Raw genomic sequence first — 24423 nt, 5'->3', positions numbered from 1 at the left:
GGGGAGGCGTAGCCTTAATTTCCGCTGTCCATCATCTTGTGAAGCGGAAGAGGGCGGTTGACGCCGTGTCGCCACAGTCCCCCAATAACTCGAGCATTTCGACCGACACCGATCACGCGGGCAAGAACCCTGCCGCGGCCTTCGGTGCCAACGAATGGCTCGTCGACGAGATCTACCAGCAGTACCTCCAGGACCCGAACTCGGTCGACCGGGCCTGGTGGGACTTCTTCGCCGACTACAAGCCGGGCGCCCCTCAGGCCTCGGCTCCGGTGAACAACGCGGTGCCGGGGACCGCTGGCACGACGACGGCCGCGCCGGTCACTCCGGCCCGGCCCGCCGCCACGCCCGCGCCCGCTGCACCGCAGCCGGCCGCCGCACCGCCGGCTGCCCAGCCGGCAGCGAAGGCCCCGGCGCCCGCCCCGGCGAAGGCCGCTCCGGCCGCCGCCAAGCCGACCGCCGCGAAGTCCCAGGCCCCCAAGGCGCAGCCCGCCGGCGGAGCCAAGCAAGGCACCGAGCAGGTGACGCTGCGCGGTCCGTCCGCGGCCGTCGCGAAGAACATGGACGCCTCCCTGGAGGTGCCCACGGCCACGTCCGTGCGCGCGCTCCCGGTGAAGCTGCTGTTCGACAACCGCATCGTCATCAACAACCACCTCAAGCGTGCCCGCGGCGGGAAGATCTCCTTCACGCACCTCATCGGCTACGCGATGGTCCAGGCCATCAAGGCGATGCCGTCGATGAACTGGCACTACGCGAAGGTGGACGGCAAGCCCACCTTGGTGAAGCCGGAGCACATCAAGTTCGGCCTCGCCATCGACCTGGTCAAGCCGAACGGCGACCGCCAGCTGGTCGTCGCGGGCATCGAGAAGGCCGAGACGCTGAACTTCTTCGAGTTCTGGCAGGCCTACGAGGACATCGTCCGTCGCGCCCGCGACAACAAGCTGACGATGGCCGACTTCACGGGCGTCACGGTCTCGCTGACCAACCCCGGCGGCCTGGGCACCGTCCACTCCGTGCCGCGCCTGATGCAGAACCAGTCGGTGATCCTGGGCGTCGGCTCCATGGACTACCCGGCGGAGTTCCAGGGCACCAGCCAGGACACCCTGAACAAGCTCGGCATCTCGAAGGTCATGACGCTCACGTCGACCTACGACCACCGGGTGATCCAGGGTGCCGCCTCCGGCGAGTTCCTGCGCGCCCTGGCGAACCTGCTGCTCGGCCAGGGTGGCTTCTACGACGACATCTTCGAGGCGCTGCGCATCCCCTACGAGCCGGTCCGCTGGCTCAAGGACATCGACGCGTCCCACGACGACGACGTCACCAAGGCCGCCCGTGTCTTCGAGCTGATCCACTCCTACCGGGTCCGCGGCCACGTCATGGCCGACACCGACCCGCTGGAGTACCGCCAGCGCAAGCACCCCGACCTGGACATCACCGAGCACGGGCTCACCCTGTGGGACCTGGAGCGCGAGTTCGCGGTCGGCGGTTTCTCGGGCAAGACCCTGATGAAGCTGCGCGACATCCTGGGTGTGCTGCGCGACTCGTACTGCCGCACCACCGGCATCGAGTTCATGCACATCCAGGACCCGAAGCAGCGCAAGTGGATCCAGGACCGCGTGGAGCGCGCGCACTCCAACCTGGAGCGCGAGGAGCAGCTGCGCATCCTGCGCCGGCTGAACGCGGCGGAGGCCTTCGAGACCTTCCTGCAGACCAAGTACGTCGGCCAGAAGCGCTTCTCCCTGGAGGGCGGCGAGTCCGTCATCCCGCTGCTCGACGCCGTGCTGGACTCGGCCGCCGAGTCCCGTCTCGACGAGGTCGTCATCGGCATGGCCCACCGCGGCCGGCTGAACGTGCTGGCCAACGTCGTGGGCAAGTCGTACGCACAGATCTTCCGCGAGTTCGAGGGCAACCTCGACCCGAAGTCGATGCACGGCTCCGGCGACGTGAAGTACCACCTGGGCGCCGAGGGCACCTTCACCGGTCTCGACGGCGATCAGATCAGGGTCTCCCTGGTCGCCAACCCCTCCCACCTGGAGGCGGTGGACCCGGTCCTGGAGGGCGTCGCGCGCGCCAAGCAGGACATCATCAACAAGGGCGGCACGGACTTCACCGTCCTGCCGGTGGCGATCCACGGCGACGCGGCCTTCGCGGGCCAGGGCGTGGTGGCCGAGACCCTGAACATGTCGCAGCTGCGCGGCTACCGCACCGGTGGCACCGTCCACGTCGTCATCAACAACCAGGTCGGCTTCACCGCCGCGCCCGAGTCCTCGCGCTCGTCGATGTACGCGACGGACGTGGCCCGCATGATCGAGGCCCCGATCTTCCACGTGAACGGCGACGACCCGGAGGCCGTGGTCCGCGTCGCGCGGCTGGCCTTCGAGTTCCGCCAGGCGTTCAACAAGGACGTGGTGATCGACCTCATCTGCTACCGCCGCCGCGGTCACAACGAGTCGGACAACCCGGCGTTCACGCAGCCGCTGATGTACGACCTGATCGACAAGAAGCGCTCGGTGCGCAAGCTGTACACCGAGTCCCTCATCGGTCGCGGCGACATCACCCTGGAAGAGGCCGAGCAGGCGCTGCAGGACTACCAGGGCCAGCTGGAGAAGGTCTTCACCGAGGTCCGCGAGGCGGCGTCGCAGCCGACGGCCGTGGAGCCCTCGGAGCCGCAGGCCCAGTTCCCGGTGGCCGTCGAGACGGCGGTCACCTCGGAGGTCGTCAAGCGGATCGCCGAGTCGCAGGTCAACATCCCCGACCACGTCACCATCCACCCGCGTCTGCTGCCGCAGCTGCAGCGCCGGGCGGCGATGGTCGAGGACGGCACGATCGACTGGGGCATGGGCGAGACCCTCGCGGTCGGCTCGCTGCTCCTGGAGGGTGTCCCGGTCCGGCTGTCCGGCCAGGACTCGCAGCGCGGCACCTTCGGCCAGCGCCACGCGGTCGTCATCGACCGTGAGACGGGCGCCGAGTTCACGCCGCTGCTGTACCTGTCCGAGGAGCAGTCGCGGTACAACGTCTACAACTCCCTGCTCTCCGAGTACGCGGCGATGGGCTTCGAGTACGGCTACTCGCTGGCCCGCCCCGACGCGCTGGTGATGTGGGAGGCGCAGTTCGGCGACTTCGTCAACGGCGCGCAGACGGTCGTGGACGAGTTCATCTCGTCGGCCGAGCAGAAGTGGGCCCAGACCTCCGGTGTGACCCTGCTCCTGCCGCACGGCTACGAGGGCCAGGGCCCGGACCACTCCTCGGCCCGCCCGGAGCGGTTCCTGCAGCTCTGCGCGCAGAACAACATGACGGTCGCGATGCCGACCTCGCCGTCGAACTACTTCCACCTCCTGCGGTGGCAGGTGCACAACCCGCACCACAAGCCGCTGGTCGTCTTCACCCCGAAGTCGATGCTGCGCCTGAAGGCCGCGGCCTCGAAGGCGGAGGAGTTCACCACGGGCCAGTTCCGCCCGGTCATCGGCGACGACTCGGTCGACCCGGCCGCGGTCAAGAAGGTCGTCTTCTGCACCGGCAAGGTCTACTACGACCTCGAGGCCGAGCGGAAGAAGCGCGGCGTGACGGACACGGCGATCCTCCGCATCGAGCGCCTGTACCCGCTGCCGGGTACCGAGCTCCAGGCGGAGATCAAGAAGTACCCGAACGCCGAGAAGTACCTGTGGGCCCAGGAGGAGCCGGCGAACCAGGGTGCCTGGCCGTTCATCGCGCTCAACCTGATCGACCACCTCGACCTGGCGGTCGGCGCCGACGTCCCGCACGGCGAGCGTCTGCGTCGCATCTCGCGCCCGCACGGCTCGTCCCCGGCCGTCGGTTCCGCCAAGCGGCACCAGGCCGAGCAGGAGCAGCTGGTGCGTGAGGTGTTCGAAGCCTGACGGGCTTCTGCCCGACGGGCCTTCACCCGACGGGCTTCTGAGCGACGCCGTCACGGGTCCCGCGTGACCGGGCCGCATTCCCACTCCGGGGGTGCGGCCCGGTCACGTTTTCACGCTCCGGGCCGGCCCGGGCCGGCCCGGGCCGGCGCCCACATATTCTTGTCCTCATGTACTTCACGGACCGTGGCATCGAGGAACTGGAGAAGCGGCGCGGCGAGGAGGAGGTCACCTTCGAGTGGCTCGCCGAGCAGTTGCGGACGTTCGTCGACCTCAACCCCGACTTCGAGGTGCCGGTGGAGCGCCTGGCAACGTGGCTGGCCCGGCTGGACGACGACGAGGACGAGGAGTAGGAGGAGGCCCGGCGGGTGTGCCGCGTGGGCGGGTGCGCCCTCGCCGCGCGCGGGTCCAGTCGCGCGAGGCCGCCTGTCGTGTGGGTTCAGTCGCGCGGGTGGGTGAGGGTGTGGCTCGCCAGTGCGAGGGCGCCGTGGGCCAGCAGAAGCGTCCCCGCGACGATCCAGCCGCCGCTGTGGTGCCGTAGGCCCCAGACGGCCAGCGGCAGGCCCGCGGCCATCTGGGCGAGGGCCAGGGCGGGCACGGCGGGCACGGACGACGGGCTGCCCGCGCGGGAGGGCCACAGCACGGGATGCCTGGCGTCGGTGGTGCCCTCCGGCCGGTCCGCCTCCCTCGCTTCGTATTCCCTCTGCTGCTTCTGTTCCCGGGTCTGTTCCTGGGCCTGTTCCCGGGTCTGTTCCTGGGCCTGGCCCCCGCGCTCGTCCTCGCCCGCAGCGCTCTTCTCGCCCGCCGCGCTCCTCCCTCCGCTCCCGTCCGCCTCGATCCGGTGGGTGTCCGGCTGGAGCCGGGCCGCTTCGAGCAGTCCGTCGGCGTTCTCACCGGGGACGAGTCCCGGGGGCAGGGATACGCCCGCGCGAGTGAGAACGGCGAGGACTGCGCTCAGCCGCGCGGAGGCGTCGGCGGCGGAATCGGGCTTGGTCAGCTCTTCCAGGGCCTGCATGTCCAGGACCGGGTCGAGGCCGAGCCGGCCCGCGAAGGTGCGCATGGCCTCCTCCATGCCGGCCGGTGTGCCGTCGGCCAGCCACACATAGCCGACCGGGCGGCGGAAGCCGGCGGCGAGCGTGAACCCGGCCCGTTCGCCGTCCCACCACAGGGCCAGCACCGGCCAGGAGACGCCGACGGTGAGCGCGACGGCCCAGCCGTTGGCCACCCGGTCCACCGGGTCCGTGCCGGACCGCCAGGGCCCGCCCTCGGGGACGAGCACGCTCCAGTCATCGCCGGCCCGAGCGAGCAGCATGCGTTCGTGCAGCAGCCGGGCGGCGGGAATGACGGAGCCGGGCTCCGCGCGGCACAGCAGCAGAGCTCCCGATACGGGACGGGCCCGGCCGGCGACCTGGGATGGTTCCGTCGACATAGTCACACCGTAGGACAATTCACCCGACGCGCATGGCGACCGATCACCGAAACGAGCGTCTTGACTTTCATCGACCGCGATATATCGTGAATTACGCGAGACGCGATATGGCGCGTTGGGGTACGCGTGCGGCCATGTGCCGTACTCCTCGTCCCGTCATTTCGCCCTCCGGCAGTCAGACAAGACAGTCCCGGCAGCCCGGCCCAGGAGGTTCCACCATGTTCGAAAGGTCCGTCTCGGGGCCCGAGAAGCTCACTTTCGACGACCCGGTGGCCGAGCTCCACGTCCGCATCGTCAACGGAACGGTGAACGTGGTGGGCACGGACGAAGGTTCCGCCCGGCTGGAGGTCTCCGAGACCGAGGGACCGCCCCTGGTGGTGACCCAGCGGGACGGCGTCCTCACGGTGGCCTACGAGGACCTGCCCTGGAAGGGCTTCCTCAAGTGGCTGGACCGCAAGGGCTGGCGCCGCAGCGCGGTGGTCTCCCTGGCCGTTCCGGCGCATACGCGGGTCGAGGTGGGTGTGGTCGGCGCCGGTGCCGTCGTCTCCGGGGTCAAGGGGCCGACCGTGGTGAAGGGCGTCACGGGCGACGCGACCCTGGTCGCCCTCTCCGGCCCGGTCCGCGCGGACACGGTGTCCGGGAACGTCGAGGCCCAGTCCGTCACCGGCGACCTCCGCTTCAACTCCGTCTCCGGCGACCTCACCGTGGTCGACGGCTCCGGTTCCACCGTGCGCGCGGACTCGGTCAGTGGCTCCATGATCGTGGACCTCGCTCCCGACGGCCCCACCGATATCCGGCTGACCAGCGTCTCCGGTGAGATCGCGATCCGACTGCCCGATCCGGCGGATGCCGAGGTCGAGGCCAACACGGCGAGCGGCGCCGTCTCCAACACCTTCGACGGCCTGCGGGTTCACGGCCAGTGGGGCGCCCACAAGATCACCGGCCGGCTGGGCGCGGGCACCGGCAAGCTGCGGGCCACCACCGTCTCCGGCTCCATCGCCCTGCTGCGCCGCCCGCCCCACGAGGAGGAGAGCGAGCCGTGGGACGCGCCGCCCGCCGCCGGAGGCGGACCGGACACACCCGCGGATACGCCCGTGGAGGGACCTGCGGACCCGGGCGGCCCTGGGAGCCGGCCACGGGACAACCCGGGGGACGATTCCGTCCCCGCTCCGGACCCCGGCTCCACCGACGCCACACCCGGCGGCTCCACCGGCGGCCCCACCGACAAGAAGGTGTTCTGACATGCCTCCCGTCTTCGCCCACGGACGCCTCCGCCTGTACCTGCTGAAGCTGCTGGACGAGGCCCCGCGCCACGGCTACGAGGTGATCCGTCTGCTCGAGGAGCGCTTCCAGGGGCTCTACGCGCCGTCGGCGGGCACGGTCTACCCGCGCCTGGCCAAGCTGGAGGCGGAGGGCCTGGTCACCCACACCACCGAGGGCGGCCGCAAGGTGTACTCGATCACGGACGCCGGCCGTGCCGAACTGGCCGACCGCAGCGGCGAACTGATCGACCTGGAGCTGGAGATCCGGGAGTCGGTCGCCGAGCTGGCCGCCGAGATCCGGGCCGACGTCCGCGGTGCGGCGGGTGACCTGCGCCGCGAGATGCGCGCCGCCGCTGGCCAGGCCCGCAAGGGCGGCCATGACGCGGGGGCGCCGGGCGAAGCCGATGCGGGGACAGGCGATTTCACGGGCCTCGGCGAGAAGGAGGCCTGGCGTGCCGCGAAGGAGGAGATGCGCCGCGCCAAGCAGGAGTGGAAGGAACAGGCCCGGCGCGCGAAGGACGAGAGCCGCCGCGCCCGCGACGAGGCGCAGCATGCCCGCCGTCAGGCCAAGGAGGCCCAGGACCGGGCCGCCGCCCAGGCCCAGGAGGAAGTGCAGCGCATCGCTCGGCGGGTCCAGGAGCAGGTGCAGGACCACTTCTCACGGGGCGACTGGCCGACGGGCCTGCGTGAGGGCCTGGGTGAGCTGGCCAAGGAGGTGGGCGAGTTCGGCAAGGACTTCGCCTTCGGCCGTACCGGCACGGAGAGCGCCACCCCGGAGCCCGGACCGCCTTACTCCCGGACCCCGGAGGACTTCCCCGCCGACTACACCCCGGACTGGGCGCACGAGGGCGCCACGGAGGACTCCACCGGCGACCCCGCGCGCGACCTGGACCGTCTGCTGGACCGCTTCAGGGACGACATTCGCGACGCGACCCGCGACCACGGCGTCACCCCGGACCAGCTCCGCGAAGCCCGCCGCCACCTGTCCACGGCCGCAGCCCGGATCGGAGCTCTCCTGCACACCCCGAAGCCCTGACGAGGATCTCCGGCGAGCCGGCCAGGACATCGCCGGGACCGGCCGGACGCCGACGGGCCCCGGTCGTGGGCCGGGCAGGCCCGGTCCCGCCCGGCCCACGACCGCAGGCAACCCGGCCCACCTCGGCCACCATGCAGGTGCACACCTCGACCGGCTCCACGACGCCCCCTGCCCGCCACCACCCGTCCACGGCGGAACTCATGGCTGGGCCCATGTCGGCGTCCTGACGGGCGGCCGGGACCCATCCGCCGGTCCGGCGGTCCGACGGTCCGGACCCGACGGTCCGCCGGCCCGGCCCCGATGGCCGCTCAGCCCGCCTTGGCCTCCCCGGCGCCGTATAGGACCCTCGTCAGGGACTCGTACGTGACGCCGTGATCCGCGAGGGCTTCTGCCGGGACGCCGGGGCGGACGGTCAGCGCCAGCAGGAGGTGTTCGTCGCCGATGTGGCGGTCGTGACGGTCGGTGGCGACCCGCAGGGAGCCCGCCAGGGCGTCCTTGGCCTCCCGGGTGAAGGGCCGGTGCCCCGAGCGCCACCGGCCGGCGCTCCTCCCGTCGCGGGACATGGCTCCGGGGCCGTGCACGTCCTCCACCCTGGCGACGATCTCCGTGACATCGATGCCGAGCCCGGCCAGCGCGTCGGTCTCGGCCTGGGTCAGTCCGGCCCTCCGCCGCGCCTCCCCCACCGCGGCCCGCACCGAGTCCCGTCGCTCGGCGAGTCCGAGAGCGGCCAGCGCGAACGAAGCCCGGCTGCCCTCCCGGTCGATCAGGGCCAGCAGCAGATGGTCGGCACCGACATACCGTGCTCCGGCCTCCTCGGCCTGCTCGACCGCTCCCTTCACCACGGCGCGGGCATCCTTCGTGAACCGTTCGAACATCAATGCCTCCCGTACTTCTTGTGCGCGGCCTGCCTGCTCACTCCGAGCTCGTTGGCGATCTCCTGCCACGACCAGCCGTGGTTGCGCGCGTTGCGCACCTGCACGGCCTCCAACTGCTCCAGCAGTCTGCGCAGCGCGGCGACGGCCCGCAGGCCGACCCGCGGATCACGGTCACCCGCCCGCTCGGCAAGATCGGTTGCTTCGGTCATACCGTCAACGTATGTTGACAATACGCCGCGCGTCAACCTTGATTGACAGGTAGACAGACAGACAGACAGACAAACGACCGGCCCGGAAACCGGACTGGCCGTGAACACCCACCACCAGAGACGGCAGGACTGAGTGGTGTACCGCCGCGCGATTACGGAGCAGTGAGCACGATCTTCCCGAACTGCCCGCCCGTCTCCATGCGCTCGAACCCTTCCCGGGCCCGGTCCATGGGCAGCACCTCGTCGATGACGGGCCGCACACCGGCGGCGGCGCAGAAGGCGAGCAGGTCCTCCAGTTCGTCCTTGCCGCCCATCGTCGACCCGACGACCTTGAGTTCCAGGAAGAAGATCCGGGTCAGCTCGGCGTGCGAGGGCCGGTCGCCGCTGGTGGCACCGGAGATCACCAGCGTGCCGCCGGGCCGCAGCGACTTCACCGAGTGGGACCAGGTCGCGGCCCCCACCGTCTCGATGACCGCATCGACCCGCTGCGGCAGCCGCGCCCCGGGCTCCAGCACCTCCACCGCGCCCAGTTCCAGGGCCCGCTTCCGTTTCGCCTCGTCCCGGCTGGTGGCGAACACCCGCAGCCCCGCGGCCCTGCCCAGCACGATCGCGGCGGTGGCGACGCCCCCGCCGGCGCCCTGCACCAGGACGGAGTCGCCGGGCCGCACCCCGGCGTTGGTGAACAGCATCCGGTAGGCGGTCAGCCAGGCCGTGGGCAGGCAGGCCGCCTCCTCGAAGGACAGTTCCTTCGGTTTGGGCAGGATGTTCCAGGTGGGCACGGCGACCTGCTCGGCGAACGTGCCGGGGTAGCGCTCCGTCAGGATCGACCGGGGCTCCCCGGGGCCCACCCCGTGGCCGGTCTGTCCGATCACGGAGTGCAGGACGACCTCATTGCCGTCCTCGTCGATCCCGGCGGCGTCGCAGCCGAGGATCATCGGCAGCCGGTCCTCCGGGAGGCCGACGCCCCGTAGGGACCACAGGTCATGGTGATTGAGGGAGGCGGCCTTCACAGTCACGGTGCTCCAGCCGGGACGGGCCTCGGGAGCCGGACGCTCCCCCAGCTCCAGACCGGAAAGCGGCTGGTCACGGTCGATTCGGGCGGCATAGACAGAGAACATGACCTTGACGATAGGTCGCCCGCCCCCCTGACGGAACAACGCGGCGCTGTGAGACACGCCTTCTTGCCGGTGCGCCCCGGCACGCCCCGGCACGGCCCGGCACGGCCCACCCCGGCGCTCCGGCCGGCGGCCCCGGCACCGGCCCTCAAGCCCCAAGCCCTCGCCCGGCGAGCACCCCCACAAGGGAATCGGCCCCGTCCACCCGAGGACGAGGCCGACACCGACACACCTTCGCGCGCCTCAGCGGCGGGCGACGCCCTCCGCACGGGCCGCCGCGGCGACTGCCGCGGTCACCGCCGGCGCGACCCGCTCGTCGAACGGGGACGGGATGACGTAGTCGGGCGCGAGATCGTCCCCCACCACCGCCGCCAGCGCCTCGGCCGCCGCCAGCTTCATCCCCTCGGTGATCCGCGAGGCCCGCACCTGCAGCGCCCCGGCGAAGATGCCGGGGAACGCCAGCACGTTGTTGATCTGGTTCGGGAAGTCCGACCGCCCGGTGGCCACGACCGCCGCGTACTTGTGCGCGATCTCCGGGTGCACCTCGGGCTCCGGGTTGGCCATGGCGAAGACGAAGGCGCCCTTCGCCATCGACGCCACCGCCGCCTCCGGGACCGTACCGCCGGAGACGCCGATGAAGACGTCGGCCCCGGCCAGCGCGTCCTCGAGCGATCCGGACAGGCCCGCCTTGTTGGTGAACGCCGCCAGTTCGCGCTTGATCGGTGTGAGGTCCTCCCGGTCCCGCGAGACGACGCCCTTGCGGTCGGCCACCGCGACATCGCCGACGCCGGCCTCGACCAGCATCTTCGCGATGGCGACACCGGCCGCTCCGGCGCCCGAGATCACGGCCCGCAGCTCGCCCAGGGTCCGCCCGCTCAGCCGCGCCGCGTTCCGCAGCGCCGCCAGCGACACGATCGCGGTGCCGTGCTGGTCGTCGTGGAAGACCGGGATGTCCAGCCGCTCCTGCAGACGCTGTTCGATCTCGAAGCACCGGGGTGCCGAGATGTCCTCCAGGTTCACGCCGCCGAAGGACGGGGCGAGCCGGACCACGGTCTCGATGATCTCGTCCACGTCGGTGCAGTTCAGAGCGAGCGGGATCGCGTCCACGCCGCCGAACTGCTTGAAGAGGATCGCCTTGCCCTCCATCACCGGGAGGGAGGCCTCGGGTCCGATGTCACCGAGTCCCAGCACGGCCGTACCGTCGGTGACGACGGCGACGACCGAGGACTTCCAGGTGTAGTCGTGGACGAGGTCCGGCTGCTCGGCGATCGCGCTGCACACTTTCGCGACGCCGGGTGTGTACGCCAGGGACAGATCGTCCCGGTCACGGAGCGGCACGGTGGCCTGCACAGCCATCTTGCCGCCGCGGTGCAGCGCGAATGCCGGGTCGAAGGAGTCGAGGGGCTCCGCCCCGCCGTCCTGCTCGGTATGACCGGTTCGGCCTTCGCTGTCGCTGCGAGGATTCACAATCTCCGCTGCCACTTGGTTGTACCCCTTAATCGATCATGGTTTGAGGGTTGCCGCTCCGGGTGAGGAGCGGGCGGGACCGCGCAGAGCCCGGTGGGTGGATGCGTCGGGCTCGGACGCGACGGGCGCGCCGCACACGCGCCCTGATCCCCGGATGAGGGGTGTAAAACACCTTCTTACCGGACCGACGCCTTCAGCGACGAGTCCATAACGCAAAGGTCACATGCGGGCGCCAGGACCCATCGACCAATTTCAGGACAAGACCAGGACGAACACTCGGCAAGTGCTCAAGGTCCGGCAAGTCCGGCGGCCGACCGCTCCATACCCCCTCTACGACCGGAGATCTTCCGGCCGTAATGGTGTAATCCCGCAGGCTGTCCGGCCATGGTGGAGCGGATGCGTGCGGTTCGAGCGTCACCTGTTATCCGATTTTGACATGGCGAGCCCACTGGACGGCGCAGTCCGAATGGCAAGATGCGGTAATCACACGAGGTCGCGACACTCGAAGACGTGTGCTCCCGTCGACCTGCGGCACTGCCGATCCCCATCAGCAGTGGCCGACCCCATCGGCATCCCACCCTTCCGCCGGAGGAACCACCATGACCGCACGTATCACCCGTCGCTCCCTCGCCGCCAAGTCCCGACTGGCAGCGGTGGGCGCGATCGCGGTCGCAGGCTCCCTGCTCGTCACCGGCTGCGGTGACCAGACCAAGGACAACGGCTCGGACAGCGGCGACACCGCGTCCAGCAGCACCGCCCCGCTGGCCGACAAGCTGCCCAAGTCGATACGCGACAAGGGCGTCATCAAGGTCGGTTCGGACATCGCGTACGCCCCGGTCGAGTTCAAGGACGACTCCGGCAACACGGTCGGCATCGACCCGGACCTCGCGAACGCCATGAGCAAGGAGCTCGGCGTGAAGTTCGAGTTCCAGAACGGCACGTTCGACACCCTCGTGGGCGGTCTCGCGTCCAAGCGCTACGACATCGCGATGTCGGCCATGACCGACACCAAGGAGCGGCAGGAGGGCATCGACGCCGACACCGGCAAGAAGGTCGGTGCCGGCGTCGACTTCGTCGACTACTTCACCGCGGGCGTTTCGCTCTACACCAACAAGGGCGACGACCAGGGCATCAAGACCTGGGACGACCTGTGCGGCAAGACCATGGCGGTCCAGCGCAACACCTTCTCCCACGACCTCGCCAAGGACCAGGCGAAGAAGTGCGAGGAGGACGGCAAGAAGACGCTGAAGATCGAGGACTTCGCGACCAACCCCGAGGCCGAGACCCGGATGCGTTCCAAGGGCGCGAACGTCGTCTCCGCCGACTTCCCGATCGCCGCTTACTCCGTGAAGAACTCCGGCGGCGGCAAGTACTTCGAGATCGTCGGCGACCAGGTCGAGGCGGGCCCGTACGGCATCGCCGTCGCCAAGGACAACACCGAGCTGCGCGACGCCCTGCAGGCGGCCCTCCAGGCGGTCATCGACAGCGGCGAGTACAAGAAGATCGTCGAGAAGTGGGGCGTCGAAGACGGCGCGATCACCGAGGCCAAGATCAACGGCGGCTCCTGAACCGGCCCGTTCGACGCGGCTCTGAAAGGCTCCATTCGTGACTGCTGACGTCAACAAGACGGCCGGTCCCGACGCGACGCCCCCCGCCGGGCCGGAGGCCATCAAGGCCGTTCCGGTCCGGCACCCGGGGCGGTACGTGTCCGCGGCCGTCGCGCTCTTCCTTCTGGGCGCGGTCATCTACGCCTTCGCGCAAGGCAAGATCAACTGGGATGCGATCCCCGAGTACTTCTTCGACCACCGCATCATCGACGGCGTCCTGAACACCCTGCTGCTCACGGTGCTGTCGATGGTGATCGGCATCGCCGGCGGCATCCTGCTCGCCGTGATGCGCCTGTCGAAGAACCCGGTGACGTCGTCGATCGCGTGGTTCTACATCTGGTTCTTCCGCGGCACACCGGTCCTGGTCCAGCTCTTCGTCTGGTTCAACCTCGGCCTGGTGTTCGAGTACATCAACCTGGGCCCGGTCTACAAGGACTACTGGTCGTCCTTCATGACGCCGCTGCTGGCGGCGCTGCTCGGCCTGGGGCTCAACGAGGCCGCCTACATGGCCGAGATCTGCCGCGCCGGCCTGCTCTCGGTCGACGAGGGACAGACCGAGGCGTCGCACGCCCTGGGCATGAGCCACACGAAGACCCTCCGCCGGATCGTCATCCCGCAGGCCATGCGCGTCATCGTGCCGCCGACCGGCAACGAAGTGATCAACATGCTGAAGACGACCTCGCTCGTCTCGGCGGTGCAGTTCTACGACCTCTTCAAGGAGGCGCAGGACATCGGCCAGAACGCGGGCTCGCCGGTGGAGATGTACTTCCTGGCCGCCGCCTGGTACCTGATCATGACCTCGATCCTGAGCGTCGGGCAGTACTACGTCGAGCGGTACTACGCCCGCGGTTCGAGCCATTCCCTGCCTCCGACACCGCTGCAGCGCTTCAAGGCCGCGGTGCTTCCCACGCGCCGCCCGAAGGGAGTCGCGGTATGAACCAGTCCTCCCCCGCCATGGTCAAGGCCGAGGGCGTCCACAAGTCCTTCGGCCTCGTGGAGGTCCTCAAGGGCATCGACCTGGAGGTGAAGTCCGGCGAGGTGTTCTGCCTCATCGGCCCCTCCGGCTCCGGCAAGTCCACCTTCCTGAGGTGTATCAACCACCTCGAGAAGGTCAACGCGGGACGTCTGTACGTCGACGGGGAGCTGGTCGGTTACCGCCAGAAGGGCGACAAGCTGCACGAGCTCAAGGACGGCGAGGTCGCGCTGAAGCGCCGGGACATCGGCATGGTCTTCCAGCGCTTCAACCTGTTCCCGCACATGACCGCGCTGCAGAACATCATGGAGGCGCCGGTCCAGGTGAAGGGCGTGAGCAAGGCGCAGGCCCGGGAGCGCGCGGGGCAGCTGCTGGAGCGCGTGGGCCTGGCCGACAAGGCCGCGAGCTACCCCTCGCAGCTCTCCGGCGGCCAGCAGCAGCGGGTGGCGATCGCGCGGGCGCTCGCCATGGACCCGAAGCTGATGCTGTTCGACGAGCCGACCTCGGCCCTCGACCCGGAGCTGGTCGGTGACGTCCTCGACGTCATGCGCGACCTGGCCGAGTCGGGCATGACGATGGTCGTCGTCACCCACGAGATGGGCTTCGCCCGTGAGGTGGGCGACAGCCTGGTCTTCATGGACGGCGGTGTGGTGGTCGAGTCCGGCCTCCCTCGGGACGTACTGACCGACCCGCAGCACGAGCGGACGAAGTCGTTCCTGTCCAAGGTGCTCTGACGCCGCGCGGGGCACATCGCACGCGAGGCGCATCACATGCGGGGCTCAGGGCGCAGGGGCGGTACGGAGGTCATCCGTACCGCCCCTGCCCATGTGGTCCCTGGGTGCGGCCGGCCTCACTTCAGCGCGAGCAGCAGGGTGTCCGAGGGCGAGCACCACACGGGGCGGGCCTCGGCGAACCCCTTCTCGCGCAACACCCGGGCCTGCCACGCGGCGGACGGCATGTCGCCGTCGGCGTGCTCGCCGTAGATCTCGAAGCGGCGGGCGGTGGGCTCGGCGAGGACGGGGTCCGCGGCCGCGGCCTTCCACCATTCGGCCCAGTCGAGGACGCCGTCCCGCTTGGCCTGGCCCATGTGCGCGTGACGCAGGACGCGCTCGGCCGCGTTGATCCGGGGGGTCGTCTCGTCGATCATGCGGTCCGCGTTCATGAAGACACCGCCGGGGCGGACCAGCCGCGCCACCTGTCCGTAGAGGTCCGCGAGGGGTTCGCTGTGCAGCCAGTGGAGGGCGGTCGCGGTCAGTACGGCGTCATAGGAGTCGTGGGGAAGCTCGGCGGGCCAGTCGGGGTCCTTGAGGTCGGCCGTGACGAAGGAGACCCGCTCGTCGCCCGCGAAGGTGCCCTCGGCGATGGTGAGCAGCGCCGGGTCCAGGTCGACTCCGGTGCTGGTGGCGTCCGGGAACCGGGCGAGCAGCCGGGCGGTGATGGTCCCCGTGCCGCAGGCGAGGTCCAGGACGCGCGGGGAGGTGCCGACGACGGCCTCCACCATGTCGAGCATGACCCGCAGCCGCTCCTCGCGGTCGGGCATGTACCACTCCTGCTGCCGGTCCCAGCTCTCCTGCCAGGTCTGCCAGTCGACCGTGGACGTACTGGTGTTCGCGGCCATGGTGAAACCCCTCCCGCATCGCGAAACGTAATACCCTTTAACTGTGATCGCCTGTTACCTGATCACGGGTACGACCATAGACCTCCGGAGTAAGGACTACAAGTGCAACTGGCCTATTACTCGGACTATGCCGTGCGCCTCGTCAACACCGAGGAACCGGCCCGGGGCACGGACACCCTGACCTCGGTGGAGGCCGTCCGCGGCCTGTTCGGCGCCAACCAGTCCGCGGCACGGCGCGCGACCGAGGCGGACGTGACCCGGTTCCGTTCCGTCCGGGCCCGGCTGCGCGCGGTCTTCGAGGCGGCGGACGCGGGCGACGAGACGCTCGGCGTCGACCTGCTGAACTCGCTGCTGCTGGAGTTCCCGGTGAGCCCGCAGATCTCCGGACACGACTTCCGCGACGACGACGGCCGCCCGCTGTGGCACATGCACCTGGCCGACCATCCGTCCAACGCGACCGCCGGCTACGCCGCCATCGCCGCGATGGGCCTGGCCTTCCACCTCACCGAGCACGGCGTGGACCGCCTCGGCCTGTGCGAGGCGCCGCCCTGCCGCAACGCCTATCTCGACACGTCGACCAACCGCTCCCGGCGCTACTGCTCGGACCGCTGCGCCACCCGCGCCAACGTGGCCGCCTACCGCGCCCGCAAACGCCTGGAGGCCGAGCGGACGGAGAACACCGGCCGGGCCGCCGACAGCGCCCAGCCCACCACGGCCAGCGGTGACCGCTGATCCGGTGTGCGCGGCCGGTAGCGCAGGCGGACCCGGCCGAGCACCAGTTCGTCGGGCACCACCCCGTAGTCGGTGCTGTCGCCGCCGGCGTGCCGGTTGTCCCCCAGCACCCACCAGCCGCCCTCGCGCCGCTCGGCGGCCCGTTTGACCACGAGCAGATCCTGCTGGAACGGGTGCCGCAGCACGATGACGCACCCCGGCCCGACCCGGGCCCCGTAGTGCACCAGGAGCCGGTCCCCGTGGTACAGCGTGGGCACCATGGACGGTCCCGTCACCTCGGCCACCCCGAAGGGCAGCGGCGCCCCCGCCCGCCCGACGTCCTGCGACAGCTCCGGCATCACCCGGCACCTCCCCGGTTCTTCCTCCACCAGTCCCAGTCTGACCCCGGACTTTTGTCCTAAGCCCCCGGGGGCACTCGCGAAATCCACTCCCCCACGGAGTAATGTCCCCTGTGAGAAGACGATCACGAGGAAGGATGCTCCATGCTTTCCCGCCTGTTTGCCCCCAAGGTCAAGGTCAGCGCTCACTGCGACCTCCCCTGCGGCGTGTACGACCCGGCCCAGGCCCGCATCGAGGCAGAGTCGGTGAAGGCCGTCCAGGAGAAGATGGCCGGCAACGACGACCCTCACTTCCAGGCCCGCGCCACCGTCATCAAGGAGCAGCGCGCCGAGCTGGCGAAGCACCACGTCTCCGTCCTGTGGAGCGACTACTTCAAGCCCCCGCACTTCGAGAAGTACCCGGAGCTGCACCAGCTGGTCAACGACGCCCTGAAGGCTCTGTCGGCCGCCAAGGCTTCGACCGACCCGGCCACCGGCCAGAAGGCGCTGGACTACATCGCCCAGATCGACAAGATCTTCTGGGAGACCAAGAAGGCTTGATCTTCGATCATGCTGCTTGACCTGCGATTCCACTGGTCGCCTGGTCCACCTGTCCGCACCCGGCCCGCAGACCGCCGAACACGGCGTCCATGACGGTCCGGGTGCGGTCGTCTCCGGCGACGGTGGACAGGGACGGGAGCCGTCCCCCGCACGGCAGACGCCGGCTCATGAATAGCCTGCGGCCTCATGACGCGTGCGTGGATTCTGCCCATGCTGCTGGTGCCCAGTGGCTCAGTCGTGGCGACTTCGCCCGCCCTCAAGGGGAAACCCGGCTCAGCCGTGGCACTCCTCCTGCTGTTCGCACTGCTCGCGGGCGTGAACTCGCCGCTGGTCCTCCCGAGGTCGATCAGCGCGCTGCAGGCGCAACGCCGCAGCGAGGCAGACGGCCGGCCGGTCGTCTTCTGGCGGCCGGGCTGCGCCTACTGTCTGCGTCTGCGCCTGCGGTTGGGCCGCGGCGCCCGGCGGCTGCACTGGGTCGACATCTGGCGCGACCCCGCCGGCGCGGCAGCTGTGAGGGCCGCCAACGGCGGCAACGAGACCGTGCCCACGGTCGTCGTGGCAGGCCGGCCTCACGTCAATCCCGACCCCGAGTGGGTACGGGAACAGCTCACGCGTTCCGCGTGATCGGGAGCCGTTCTCGCCTGCCCGGGGTCAGCCCGGGCCCGCTTCCGGTGCGGGGGCCGTGCTGCCGGTGTGCTCGGACCGGGGGGAACCGGCGGGTTCGCGGTCGGGGTTCTTGTCGCAGTCCGAGGTGCCGCACGGTCCTGGGACCCAGGTCGGGACCCAGGCGCCCAGCGTCTTGTGACGCCGGACGACCGTCTCCGCCGGCTGTCCGCAGGAGGGACAGATCGATTCGGCGCTGCCCATAACCCCCAGGGTGGGCCCGGCTCCGGTTCAGCGCTTCCTGCTGTACGTGCGCACCAGCACCCCGTTCTTGAACGTACGCACCGACTCGAGGGCGAACTCCGTCACCGAGAAGCCCGCGCCGAACATCGGCATGCCGGCGCCCTGCACGATCGGGTACGTCTTGATGACCAGCTCGTCGATTTCGTCGAGCAGCTCACCGGCGAGCACGGAGCCGCCGCACAGGTAGATGCCGAGCTCGCCGTCCTCGGCCTTCAGCTCCCTGACCCGGCTCACCAGGTCGTCGGCGATGATCTCGACGTTCGGGTCGGGCGACTCCTTCAGCGTGCGCGAGGCGACGTACTCGCGCAGGTGGGCGTATGGGCTGGTGATGCCGCCCTTCAGCACGATGTCGTAGCTGGCGCGGCCCTGGACGACCGTGTCGAACCGCCGGTTCGGCAGATCGTCGATGCCGAGCGGGCGGCGGCCGTGGGTCGGGAGGGTCTCCGGGTATTCCGTCTTGAGGAACGCGAAGAACTCCTCGTCGACGAAGCGCATCATCGCCGACGCGTCGCCCTCCGGATCCCCGATGAAGCCGTCGATGGAGCAGGCGATGAAGTAGGTGAGCTTTCGCAACGCGGTCTCTTTCCGTAGGCTGCCTCGTCCGTGAACCACTCCAGTTGTAGTACTTCAGTTGTAGTGGTTGCAAGGGATTTACCGCCGCGGGCCGGAGGTCGAATCAAGTGAGGAAAGGGATTCCACATGGTCGCCAACCCTGAACGCCGCACGGCCCTGGTCGATGCCGGGGTCGAGGTGCTCGCCCGCGAAGGGGCCCGGGGACTGACGTTCCGCGCGGTGGACGCGCAGGCCGGGGTGCCGGTGGGGACCGCCTCCAACTACTTCGGCGGACGGGACGACCTGCTGCGCCAGATCGACGCCCGGCTGCACATACGGCTCGCGCCCGACCCCGCGATCGTCGCCGAGCTGTTGGCCCGGCCGCGGGACCGCTCACTCGTCGCCGCGTTCATGCACGACCTGATGGCTCGTGCGACCGGTGACCGCACGAGCTGGCTGGCCCTGCTGGAGATGCGGCTGGAGGCCACCCGGCGCCCCGGGCTGCTCGCCTCCTACACCGCCTCGGTCCGTGGCGACCTCGTGGAGGGCATGGAGTTCCAGCGGGCCGCCGGGCTTCCGGGCGGCGACGAGACGGTGGCGGTGCTGTACCTGGCCATGCTCGGGCTGATCCTGGAGCACCTGACGCTGCCGGGCGTCCTGGACGGCGTACTGCCCGGGGTGAGCGTGCCGGACGGGCTCGTGGAACGGATCGTGGCGACGATCGTGCCGGAGGCGGCGGAGAAACGGGTGGGGGAACGGACTCAGGAATAGTGCGTGCCGGGCGGTTCCGCGGCCTCCCTGACGGGGAGGGCGGCGGGAGGGGCGGGTATGGCCTCTCCCGCCCCGCGTTCGGCTCCCGTGGGCCACACGACCTCCACGGGGATGCCCCGGGCTCGGGCGTACGTCACCAAGTGGGCGGTGGCATCACGGCCGTTGGACGGGGACCCGTCCCAGACCGCCAGGAGCAGGCCGCTGGTGGCGATCATCCGCTCGTCCGCGCCGACGCAGGAATCCCGGTGGTTCGGGTCGTACGACAGGAGCCTCGCCTGGTCGGCGAGGTTCAGCAGTTCACCGGTGGCCATCCGGTCGCGCCGGGGCGGCATGGCGGGGACACCGTTGTGTGTGGGGATGACCACGACCAGGCGGTGGCCCGACGCACTCGCCGCCCGGCCGAACGCCAGCGGCGCTCCCGCACCGCAGCGCACCATGACCGGCCCCGGCTCGACGTGCCGTTCCCGTCGCTCCAGCCGCTCCAGCCGCTCCAGCCGCTCCAGGAACGCGGACTCCACCAGCGCGAGTGCGTGCGGGGTCAGGTCGGCGTGCCCGACCGCCGCGATCTCCCGGCCCGCCGCCCCGCCGCCCGGCACCTGGTCGCCTGCCGCCCCGTTGTCGCGTGCCGTTGTGCTCATCTCGCCCCTGACAGTCCTCGCCGACCGGTCCTCGCGAGAGCCAGTGAAGCGGGGACGCACGCCGGCAGCCAGGGCCGAACGTCCCTGATGGGACGGAAAACCGACTCGACCGGGCGCGGGCGTGCTCAGCCTGGCCCGGGCGGGCGCGGGCGGGGCGCCGGCCGGTCACGGGGTGCGGGGTTCTCGCCACATCGGCCACATGTGGGGGCCGTCCGGGAGTGGCAGAGGCTCGCCGGCGGGGACGAAACCGAGGCGTTCGTACAACAGGCGGCTGCGGGCACTGCTCGCCTCCAGATAGGCGGGCAGCCCCTCACGGTCGCAGCGGTCGAGGACCGAACCGATGAGCGCGGTGCCGAGCCCCTCGCCCTGACGGCCGGGCGCCACGCCGATCATCCACAGGTACTCGTGGGCCCGCCCGGTGGGGTGGACGTCCGCCGTCAGCCGGCCGATCATCTCCACCCGCTCGTTCTCCGGGTCGACGGCCCGGCGCACCTGCGCCGGCCCCTCGTCGTCCGCCGGGTCCCCGGCGCCGTGGTCGTCCGCCGGCATCGACATCCACAGCGCGCACGCCGAGCCGTCCTCCGTGACGTCGATGCGTCCCCCGGCGAGCACGATGTCGGTGAAGGCTCCCATCAGCCTGTGGTGCGTCGTACGGCGGTACTCCGTGCCCGGGAAGACCCAGCCACTGACCGGGTCGTCCTGGAACGCCTCGTCCAGGAGCCGGACCAACAGCTCCCGGTCCCCGTCCCCGGCCGTCCGGATCGCCACACCCATGTCCGCCCCTCCGTCTCAACCCTCGCCTACCGTACGGGGGTTGACCCTATCGGGACGACGATCCCCGAAGGGAGGACGGCTACGGCCGCCCGCCGGAAGCCCTCTGCCCTGCCGCGACAGGGCAGAGCCAGAAGACGCCGCAGGGCCCCGCACACCGTGGGGAAGTGCGGGGCGCCGCGGCCCGGGCCGCCTAGGTGGTGCGCCGTGTCACGAACTCGGCGAGGGCCAGCAGTCCGCCCGCCGCTTCCGGGTCCGGCACCGCACGGGCGAGTTCCTGCATCACCCGGGCCATACGGTCGGCGGCCTGGGCCTGCGCCCAGTCGCGGCCGCCCGCCCGTTCCACGGTCAGGGCGATGTGCTCCAGGTCCTCCTCCGCGTGCGGGGCCGCGTACAGCGCGGCGAGTTCGGACGCCGCCGGGGTGCCGGAGGTGAGCGCGGCGACCACCGGCAGGGACTTCTTGCGGGCGGCCAGATCCGCGCCGGCGGGCTTGCCGGTACGGCGCGGGTCCCCCCATATGCCGATCACGTCGTCGATCAACTGGAAGGCCAGCCCCGCCTCACGGCCGAACGCGTCCAGTGCTGCCACGTCCGCCGCCCCGGCATCCGCGTACAGCGCGCCGAGCGCGCAGGCGCAGCCGAGCAGCGCGCCCGTTTTCGCCTCGGCCATGGCCAGCGTCTCGTCGAGGGTGACCTCGTCGGGAGCGCGCCCTTCCATGGCTGTGTCCACCTGTTGTCCCGCGCACAGTTCCACGACGCAGTCCGCGAGCCGGGCCACCGCGGCCGGGGCCGACGGGTGCGCGTCCTGCGCGAGCAGCCGCAGGGCGAGGGCGTGGAGGGCGTCCCCTGCGAGGATCGCGTCGGCATCGCCGAACACGGTCCATACGGTGGGCCGGTGGCGCCGGGTGGTGTCCCGGTCCATCACGTCGTCGTGCAGCAACGTGAAGTTGTGCACCAGTTCCACCGCGGCGGCTGCCCGGACGGCCGTCGCCCGTGCCGCGGGACCGCCGAGAGCGGAGGCCGCGGCGAGAACCAGGGCGGGGCGGATCGCCTTGCCGGAACCACCGGTGGCCGGGGTCCCGTCCGCGTGCTCCCAGCCGAAGTGGTAGCGGGCGATCCGGCGCAGCGGGCCGGGCAGCGAGCCGATGGCGGCCCGGAGCACCGGGTCGACCTCGGCCCGCGCCCGCTCGAGCAGAAGCGTCGCCTCGTGGCCCTCGACGGGAGAGTGCTCGTCCTCCGTCTCCGTTGTGAGCCCGGTCACGGACTCCGTCATGAACTCACCTCTGGACGCGTCTCGGAGGATGGCCGGAGGTGGCGCTTCCGCCGGCGTCGCGCGCGTACCCCCGGGGTGTACCCGCCCGGACGGGCGGGGACACGGCGTGCGAGCCGAGAGATCCCTGAAGGTCACCGCCAGCGACCGATCTCGACGTTCTCCAGGACGCCGAGCGCGTCCGGCACCAGGACCGCGGCCGAGTAGTAGGCCGTGACCAGGTACTTGATGATGGCCTGTTCGTTGATGCCCATGAACCTCACGGAGAGGCTCGGCTCGATCTCGTCGGGGATGCCGGAGGCCCGCAGACCGATGACGCCTTGCTCCTCCTCACCGGTACGCAGGGCGATGATGGAGGTCGTACGCTCTTCGGTGACCGGGATCTTGTTGCACGGGAAGATGGGCACGCCCCGCCAGGTGGGGATGCGGTTGCCGGCCATGTCGATGGTCTCCGGGACCAGTCCCCGCTTGTTGAGTTCGCGGCCGATGGCGGAGATCGCGCGCGGGTGGGCGAGGAGCAGCTTGGTGCCGCGCCGCCTGCTGAGCAGTTCGTCCAGGTCGTCGGGGGCGGGTACGCCGTCGTGCGGCTGGATCCGCTGGTCGTACTCGCAGTTGTGCAGCAGGCCGAAACTCCGGTTGTTGACGAGTTCGTGCTCCTGGCGCTCCTTCAACGCCTCGACGGTCAGCCTGATCTGCTGCTCCGTCTGGTTCATGGGCTGGTTGTAGAGGTCGGCCACGCGTGAGTGGATGCGCAGCACGGTCTGGGCGACGCTCAGTTCGTACTCGCGGGGCCTGGCCTCGTAGTCGACGAAGGTGTGCGGGATGTCCGGCTCCCCGCTGTGGTCGGCCGCGAGGTCGATCTCCTTCTCGCCGTACTTGTTGGTGCGTTGGCTGGGGACGGAGCGCTGCTGCTGGAGGTGCCCGCGCAGGGTCTCGGACCGCTCGGCGACCTGCTCGACGGCGTCACGCGGCAGCACGAGCACGGTGCAGGCGGTCAGGGTGCGGGTGGTGTATTCCCAGATGGCGCCCTCGTCCAGCAACGCCTGGTCGCCGAAGTAGGCGCCGTCGGCGAGGACTCCGAGGGATTCGTCGTCGCCGTAGGGGCCGGTCCCCACCTTCTCGACCCGGCCGTGCGCCAGCAGGAACACCTCGTCGGCCGGGCTGCCGAACGAGGCGATCACCTGGCCGGCCTCGATCTCCCGCTGCCGGCAGCGGGCGGCCAGCTCCGAGAGCACCTCCTCGTCCTCGTACGACCGCAGGGCCGGCAACTCGCCCAGCTCGGCCGGGATGACCTCGACGCGGTCGCCGGTCTTCACGAACGTCACGCGTCCGTCGCCGACGGCGTACGTCAGCCGCCGGTTCACCCGGTACGTCCCGCCCTGCACGTCCGCCCAGGGCAGCATGCGCAGCAGCCAGCGCGAGCTGATCTCCTGCATCTGCGGTACGGACTTGGTGGTGGTGGCCAGGTTCCGCGCCGCGGCCGTGCCGAGGCTCTGCTGCTGCCGGGTCTGCTCGGTGCGGACCTCTTCGCCTACCGACATAAAGAATTGCCCTCCCAGTTGTGACCGGCGCCCATCCGTGCCGGGCGTCGGTCTCCGCGGCAAAGCTTTCCTCACGGAACGTGCCCGCGGTATTACCCGAATGAGCGGGAATGGATCTTCGCCTGTGTGGGCATTCATGGGGATTCCGTTCAGCGGCGCTCCCGTGGCCGGACATTGTCCGGATCGGCTCGCACAGGGACCGAACGATTGGTTGCGTTCGCTCCGTTTAGGTACAAGCACCGGTACGAGGCGGCTGCGACCGGCAGTCGTCGCGCTGCGAGAAGGAGGCGCGGCTCATGGCCCCACCCATGTCCGCGAGCGCGTTCCTGAGCGCTCTGAAGGCGGAGGGTCTCACGGTCGTCCAGGTCGGCGACTGGCGCGATCACAACCGCAATCACAAGGGTCCCTGGGGGCCGGTGCACGGCGTGATGATCCACCACACGGTCACCCAGGGCAGCGCCCGGACCGTGGACCTGTGCCGCAAGGGCTACTCGGGCCTGCCGGGGCCCCTGTGCCACGGCGTCATCACCAAGGACGGCAGGGTTCACCTCGTCGGCTACGGTCGCGCCAACCACGCCGGCCTGGGCGACGACGACGTCCTGCGCGCGGTGATCGCGGAGAAGGGGCTGCCCGCGGACAACGAGCAGAACACCGACGGCAACCGGTACTTCTACGGCTTCGAGTGCGAGAACCTGGGCGACGGGAAGGATCCCTGGCCCGCGGCGCAACTGGAGGCCATCGAGAGAGCCGCCGCCGCGGTCTGCCGCCGCCACGGCTGGAACGAGCGGTCGGTGATCGGGCACCTGGAGTGGCAGCCCGGAAAGGTGGACCCGCGCGGATTCACGATGGCGTCGATGCGGGAGCGGATCCGCGACCGGCTCAAGTGACGCACACGGGCCCACCC

Annotated in this window: 25 protein-coding genes; 12 read left to right on the top strand and 13 right to left on the bottom strand. The window is 70.5% G+C overall.

All coding sequences use genetic code 11. The features are described from left to right. Positions 1-65 precede the first annotated feature (65 nt). Complete coding sequence (locus ACFYQA_RS04705) at positions 66-3872, top strand: multifunctional oxoglutarate decarboxylase/oxoglutarate dehydrogenase thiamine pyrophosphate-binding subunit/dihydrolipoyllysine-residue succinyltransferase subunit (RefSeq protein WP_388911484.1); 3807 nt, start codon at positions 66-68, stop codon at positions 3870-3872. A 167-nt stretch (positions 3873-4039) separates the two neighbouring features. Next, entirely contained in the window at positions 4040-4222 is a 183-nt protein-coding gene (locus ACFYQA_RS04700; RefSeq protein WP_018571400.1) for a DUF6104 family protein, read from the top strand. 86 nt (positions 4223-4308) lie between these two features. On the opposite strand, the gene ACFYQA_RS04695 is transcribed toward ACFYQA_RS04700, so the two are convergent. Then, complete coding sequence (locus ACFYQA_RS04695; RefSeq protein WP_388911481.1) at positions 4309-5298, bottom strand: hypothetical protein; 990 nt, start codon at positions 5296-5298, stop codon at positions 4309-4311. A gap of 218 nt (positions 5299-5516) precedes the next feature. Here ACFYQA_RS04695 and ACFYQA_RS04690 point away from each other — a divergent pair, with 218 nt between their 5' ends. Beyond that, complete coding sequence (locus ACFYQA_RS04690; RefSeq protein ID WP_388911478.1) at positions 5517-6539, top strand: DUF4097 family beta strand repeat-containing protein; 1023 nt, start codon at positions 5517-5519, stop codon at positions 6537-6539. A gap of 1 nt (position 6540) precedes the next feature. Further along, positions 6541-7596, top strand: a complete 1056-nt coding sequence (locus tag ACFYQA_RS04685) for a helix-turn-helix transcriptional regulator (RefSeq protein ID WP_388911476.1) — start codon at positions 6541-6543, stop codon at positions 7594-7596. A gap of 308 nt (positions 7597-7904) precedes the next feature. Here the strand turns inward: ACFYQA_RS04685 and ACFYQA_RS04680 are convergent, their stop codons facing one another. The 4 genes from ACFYQA_RS04680 to ACFYQA_RS04665 all read right to left on the bottom strand — a co-directional run bounded on the left by ACFYQA_RS04680 (position 7905) and on the right by ACFYQA_RS04665 (position 11277). Further along, complete coding sequence (locus ACFYQA_RS04680) at positions 7905-8471, bottom strand: Clp protease N-terminal domain-containing protein (RefSeq protein ID WP_388911473.1); 567 nt, start codon at positions 8469-8471, stop codon at positions 7905-7907. Beyond that, complete coding sequence (locus ACFYQA_RS04675; protein WP_332430586.1) at positions 8471-8680, bottom strand: HTH domain-containing protein; 210 nt, start codon at positions 8678-8680, stop codon at positions 8471-8473. The genes ACFYQA_RS04680 and ACFYQA_RS04675 overlap by 1 nt, the downstream gene beginning before the upstream one ends. Before the next feature lie 152 nt (positions 8681-8832). After that, on the bottom strand, positions 8833-9798 hold the full coding sequence (locus ACFYQA_RS04670; protein ID WP_388911470.1) for a zinc-binding dehydrogenase: 966 nt from the start codon (positions 9796-9798) through the stop codon (positions 8833-8835). A gap of 240 nt (positions 9799-10038) precedes the next feature. Next, positions 10039-11277 (bottom strand): NADP-dependent malic enzyme, encoded by a 1239-nt coding sequence (locus ACFYQA_RS04665; RefSeq protein WP_388911467.1) that lies wholly within the window; start codon positions 11275-11277, stop codon positions 10039-10041. A 584-nt stretch (positions 11278-11861) separates the two neighbouring features. Here ACFYQA_RS04665 and ACFYQA_RS04660 point away from each other — a divergent pair. The 3 genes from ACFYQA_RS04660 to ACFYQA_RS04650 are packed head-to-tail and all read left to right on the top strand — an operon-like array spanning position 11862 to position 14576. Further along, entirely contained in the window at positions 11862-12830 is a 969-nt protein-coding gene (locus ACFYQA_RS04660) for an ABC transporter substrate-binding protein (protein ID WP_388911464.1), read from the top strand. Positions 12831-12867: 37 nt separating this feature from the next. Then, a complete protein-coding gene (locus ACFYQA_RS04655) occupies positions 12868-13806 on the top strand; it encodes an amino acid ABC transporter permease (protein WP_388911461.1) in 939 nt (312 codons plus the stop codon). After that, on the top strand, positions 13803-14576 hold the full coding sequence (locus tag ACFYQA_RS04650) for an amino acid ABC transporter ATP-binding protein (RefSeq protein ID WP_388911458.1): 774 nt from the start codon (positions 13803-13805) through the stop codon (positions 14574-14576). Before ACFYQA_RS04655 ends, ACFYQA_RS04650 begins: the two co-directional genes overlap by 4 nt. A gap of 116 nt (positions 14577-14692) precedes the next feature. On the opposite strand, the gene ACFYQA_RS04645 is transcribed toward ACFYQA_RS04650, so the two are convergent. Continuing rightward, positions 14693-15460, bottom strand: coding sequence for a class I SAM-dependent methyltransferase (locus tag ACFYQA_RS04645; protein WP_388911455.1), 768 nt, complete (start codon positions 15458-15460; stop codon positions 14693-14695). Between the two features lie 102 nt (positions 15461-15562). Between ACFYQA_RS04645 and ACFYQA_RS04640 the strand changes: the two genes are divergently transcribed. Continuing rightward, complete coding sequence (locus tag ACFYQA_RS04640) at positions 15563-16192, top strand: CGNR zinc finger domain-containing protein (RefSeq protein WP_388911452.1); 630 nt, start codon at positions 15563-15565, stop codon at positions 16190-16192. Here ACFYQA_RS04640 and sodX read toward each other — a convergent pair. Next, positions 16096-16530 carry a nickel-type superoxide dismutase maturation protease gene (gene sodX, locus ACFYQA_RS04635; RefSeq protein ID WP_388911449.1) on the bottom strand — a complete coding sequence of 145 codons (435 nt, stop codon included), beginning with the start codon at positions 16528-16530 and terminating at the stop codon, positions 16096-16098. The two genes, ACFYQA_RS04640 and sodX, sit on opposite strands and share 97 nt — an antisense overlap. Before the next feature lie 144 nt (positions 16531-16674). Between sodX and sodN the strand changes: the two genes are divergently transcribed. Further along, on the top strand, positions 16675-17070 hold the full coding sequence (gene sodN / locus ACFYQA_RS04630; RefSeq protein ID WP_023546844.1) for a superoxide dismutase, Ni: 396 nt from the start codon (positions 16675-16677) through the stop codon (positions 17068-17070). 186 nt (positions 17071-17256) lie between these two features. Further along, the gene (locus ACFYQA_RS04625) at positions 17257-17694 is read left to right on the top strand and encodes a glutaredoxin domain-containing protein (RefSeq protein ID WP_388911446.1); all 438 of its coding nucleotides are present in this window, start codon (positions 17257-17259) and stop codon (positions 17692-17694) included. 27 nt (positions 17695-17721) lie between these two features. Here ACFYQA_RS04625 and ACFYQA_RS04620 read toward each other — a convergent pair whose 3' ends face one another. Continuing rightward, a complete protein-coding gene (locus ACFYQA_RS04620) occupies positions 17722-17937 on the bottom strand; it encodes a hypothetical protein (protein WP_388911443.1) in 216 nt (71 codons plus the stop codon). A 27-nt stretch (positions 17938-17964) separates the two neighbouring features. Beyond that, on the bottom strand, positions 17965-18549 hold the full coding sequence (locus ACFYQA_RS04615; protein ID WP_388911441.1) for a dihydrofolate reductase family protein: 585 nt from the start codon (positions 18547-18549) through the stop codon (positions 17965-17967). Positions 18550-18675: 126 nt separating this feature from the next. Between ACFYQA_RS04615 and ACFYQA_RS04610 the strand changes: the two genes are divergently transcribed. Next, positions 18676-19299, top strand: coding sequence for a TetR/AcrR family transcriptional regulator (locus tag ACFYQA_RS04610; RefSeq protein WP_388911438.1), 624 nt, complete (start codon positions 18676-18678; stop codon positions 19297-19299). On the opposite strand, the gene ACFYQA_RS04605 is transcribed toward ACFYQA_RS04610, so the two are convergent. From ACFYQA_RS04605 to ACFYQA_RS04590, 4 genes are all read right to left on the bottom strand, one after another. After that, complete coding sequence (locus tag ACFYQA_RS04605) at positions 19290-19937, bottom strand: hypothetical protein (RefSeq protein ID WP_388911435.1); 648 nt, start codon at positions 19935-19937, stop codon at positions 19290-19292. The genes ACFYQA_RS04610 and ACFYQA_RS04605 overlap by 10 nt on opposite strands. 165 nt (positions 19938-20102) lie before the next feature. After that, positions 20103-20711 (bottom strand): GNAT family N-acetyltransferase, encoded by a 609-nt coding sequence (locus ACFYQA_RS04600; RefSeq protein ID WP_386396295.1) that lies wholly within the window; start codon positions 20709-20711, stop codon positions 20103-20105. A gap of 190 nt (positions 20712-20901) precedes the next feature. Next, positions 20902-21981 carry a family 2 encapsulin nanocompartment cargo protein polyprenyl transferase gene (locus tag ACFYQA_RS04595; RefSeq protein WP_388911432.1) on the bottom strand — a complete coding sequence of 360 codons (1080 nt, stop codon included), beginning with the start codon at positions 21979-21981 and terminating at the stop codon, positions 20902-20904. A 131-nt stretch (positions 21982-22112) separates the two neighbouring features. After that, entirely contained in the window at positions 22113-23519 is a 1407-nt protein-coding gene (locus tag ACFYQA_RS04590; protein WP_388911429.1) for a family 2B encapsulin nanocompartment shell protein, read from the bottom strand. A 308-nt stretch (positions 23520-23827) separates the two neighbouring features. Here ACFYQA_RS04590 and ACFYQA_RS04585 point away from each other — a divergent pair, with 308 nt between their 5' ends. After that, on the top strand, positions 23828-24406 hold the full coding sequence (locus ACFYQA_RS04585) for an N-acetylmuramoyl-L-alanine amidase (RefSeq protein ID WP_386396509.1): 579 nt from the start codon (positions 23828-23830) through the stop codon (positions 24404-24406). Positions 24407-24423: the final 17 nt, after the last annotated feature.

This window comes from Streptomyces sp. NPDC005774 (assembly GCF_042871645.1).
GTDB classification, from domain to species: domain Bacteria; phylum Actinomycetota; class Actinomycetes; order Streptomycetales; family Streptomycetaceae; genus Streptomyces; species Streptomyces pratens.
This window is presented reverse-complemented; position numbering and strand designations above follow the sequence as displayed.

Excerpts from the sequence above, each read along its gene's own strand:
- ACFYQA_RS04700 (WP_018571400.1), top strand. The coding sequence starts at position 4,040 with ATGTACTTCACGGACCGTGGCATCGAGGAACTGGAGAAGCGGCGCGGC.
- ACFYQA_RS04695 (WP_388911481.1), bottom strand. The coding sequence starts at position 5,298 with ATGTCGACGGAACCATCCCAGGTCGCCGGCCGGGCCCGTCCCGTATCG.
- ACFYQA_RS04690 (WP_388911478.1), top strand. The coding sequence starts at position 5,517 with ATGTTCGAAAGGTCCGTCTCGGGGCCCGAGAAGCTCACTTTCGACGAC.
- ACFYQA_RS04685 (WP_388911476.1), top strand. The coding sequence starts at position 6,541 with ATGCCTCCCGTCTTCGCCCACGGACGCCTCCGCCTGTACCTGCTGAAG.
- ACFYQA_RS04680 (WP_388911473.1), bottom strand. The coding sequence starts at position 8,471 with ATGTTCGAACGGTTCACGAAGGATGCCCGCGCCGTGGTGAAGGGAGCG.
- ACFYQA_RS04675 (WP_332430586.1), bottom strand. The coding sequence starts at position 8,680 with ATGACCGAAGCAACCGATCTTGCCGAGCGGGCGGGTGACCGTGATCCG.
- ACFYQA_RS04670 (WP_388911470.1), bottom strand. The coding sequence starts at position 9,798 with ATGTTCTCTGTCTATGCCGCCCGAATCGACCGTGACCAGCCGCTTTCC.
- ACFYQA_RS04660 (WP_388911464.1), top strand. The coding sequence starts at position 11,862 with ATGACCGCACGTATCACCCGTCGCTCCCTCGCCGCCAAGTCCCGACTG.
- ACFYQA_RS04650 (WP_388911458.1), top strand. The coding sequence starts at position 13,803 with ATGAACCAGTCCTCCCCCGCCATGGTCAAGGCCGAGGGCGTCCACAAG.
- ACFYQA_RS04645 (WP_388911455.1), bottom strand. The coding sequence starts at position 15,460 with ATGGCCGCGAACACCAGTACGTCCACGGTCGACTGGCAGACCTGGCAG.
- sodX (WP_388911449.1), bottom strand. The coding sequence starts at position 16,530 with ATGCCGGAGCTGTCGCAGGACGTCGGGCGGGCGGGGGCGCCGCTGCCC.
- sodN (WP_023546844.1), top strand. The coding sequence starts at position 16,675 with ATGCTTTCCCGCCTGTTTGCCCCCAAGGTCAAGGTCAGCGCTCACTGC.
- ACFYQA_RS04625 (WP_388911446.1), top strand. The coding sequence starts at position 17,257 with ATGACGCGTGCGTGGATTCTGCCCATGCTGCTGGTGCCCAGTGGCTCA.
- ACFYQA_RS04620 (WP_388911443.1), bottom strand. The coding sequence starts at position 17,937 with ATGGGCAGCGCCGAATCGATCTGTCCCTCCTGCGGACAGCCGGCGGAG.
- ACFYQA_RS04610 (WP_388911438.1), top strand. The coding sequence starts at position 18,676 with ATGGTCGCCAACCCTGAACGCCGCACGGCCCTGGTCGATGCCGGGGTC.
- ACFYQA_RS04605 (WP_388911435.1), bottom strand. The coding sequence starts at position 19,937 with ATGAGCACAACGGCACGCGACAACGGGGCGGCAGGCGACCAGGTGCCG.
- ACFYQA_RS04600 (WP_386396295.1), bottom strand. The coding sequence starts at position 20,711 with ATGGGTGTGGCGATCCGGACGGCCGGGGACGGGGACCGGGAGCTGTTG.
- ACFYQA_RS04595 (WP_388911432.1), bottom strand. The coding sequence starts at position 21,981 with ATGACGGAGTCCGTGACCGGGCTCACAACGGAGACGGAGGACGAGCAC.
- ACFYQA_RS04590 (WP_388911429.1), bottom strand. The coding sequence starts at position 23,519 with ATGTCGGTAGGCGAAGAGGTCCGCACCGAGCAGACCCGGCAGCAGCAG.
- ACFYQA_RS04585 (WP_386396509.1), top strand. The coding sequence starts at position 23,828 with ATGTCCGCGAGCGCGTTCCTGAGCGCTCTGAAGGCGGAGGGTCTCACG.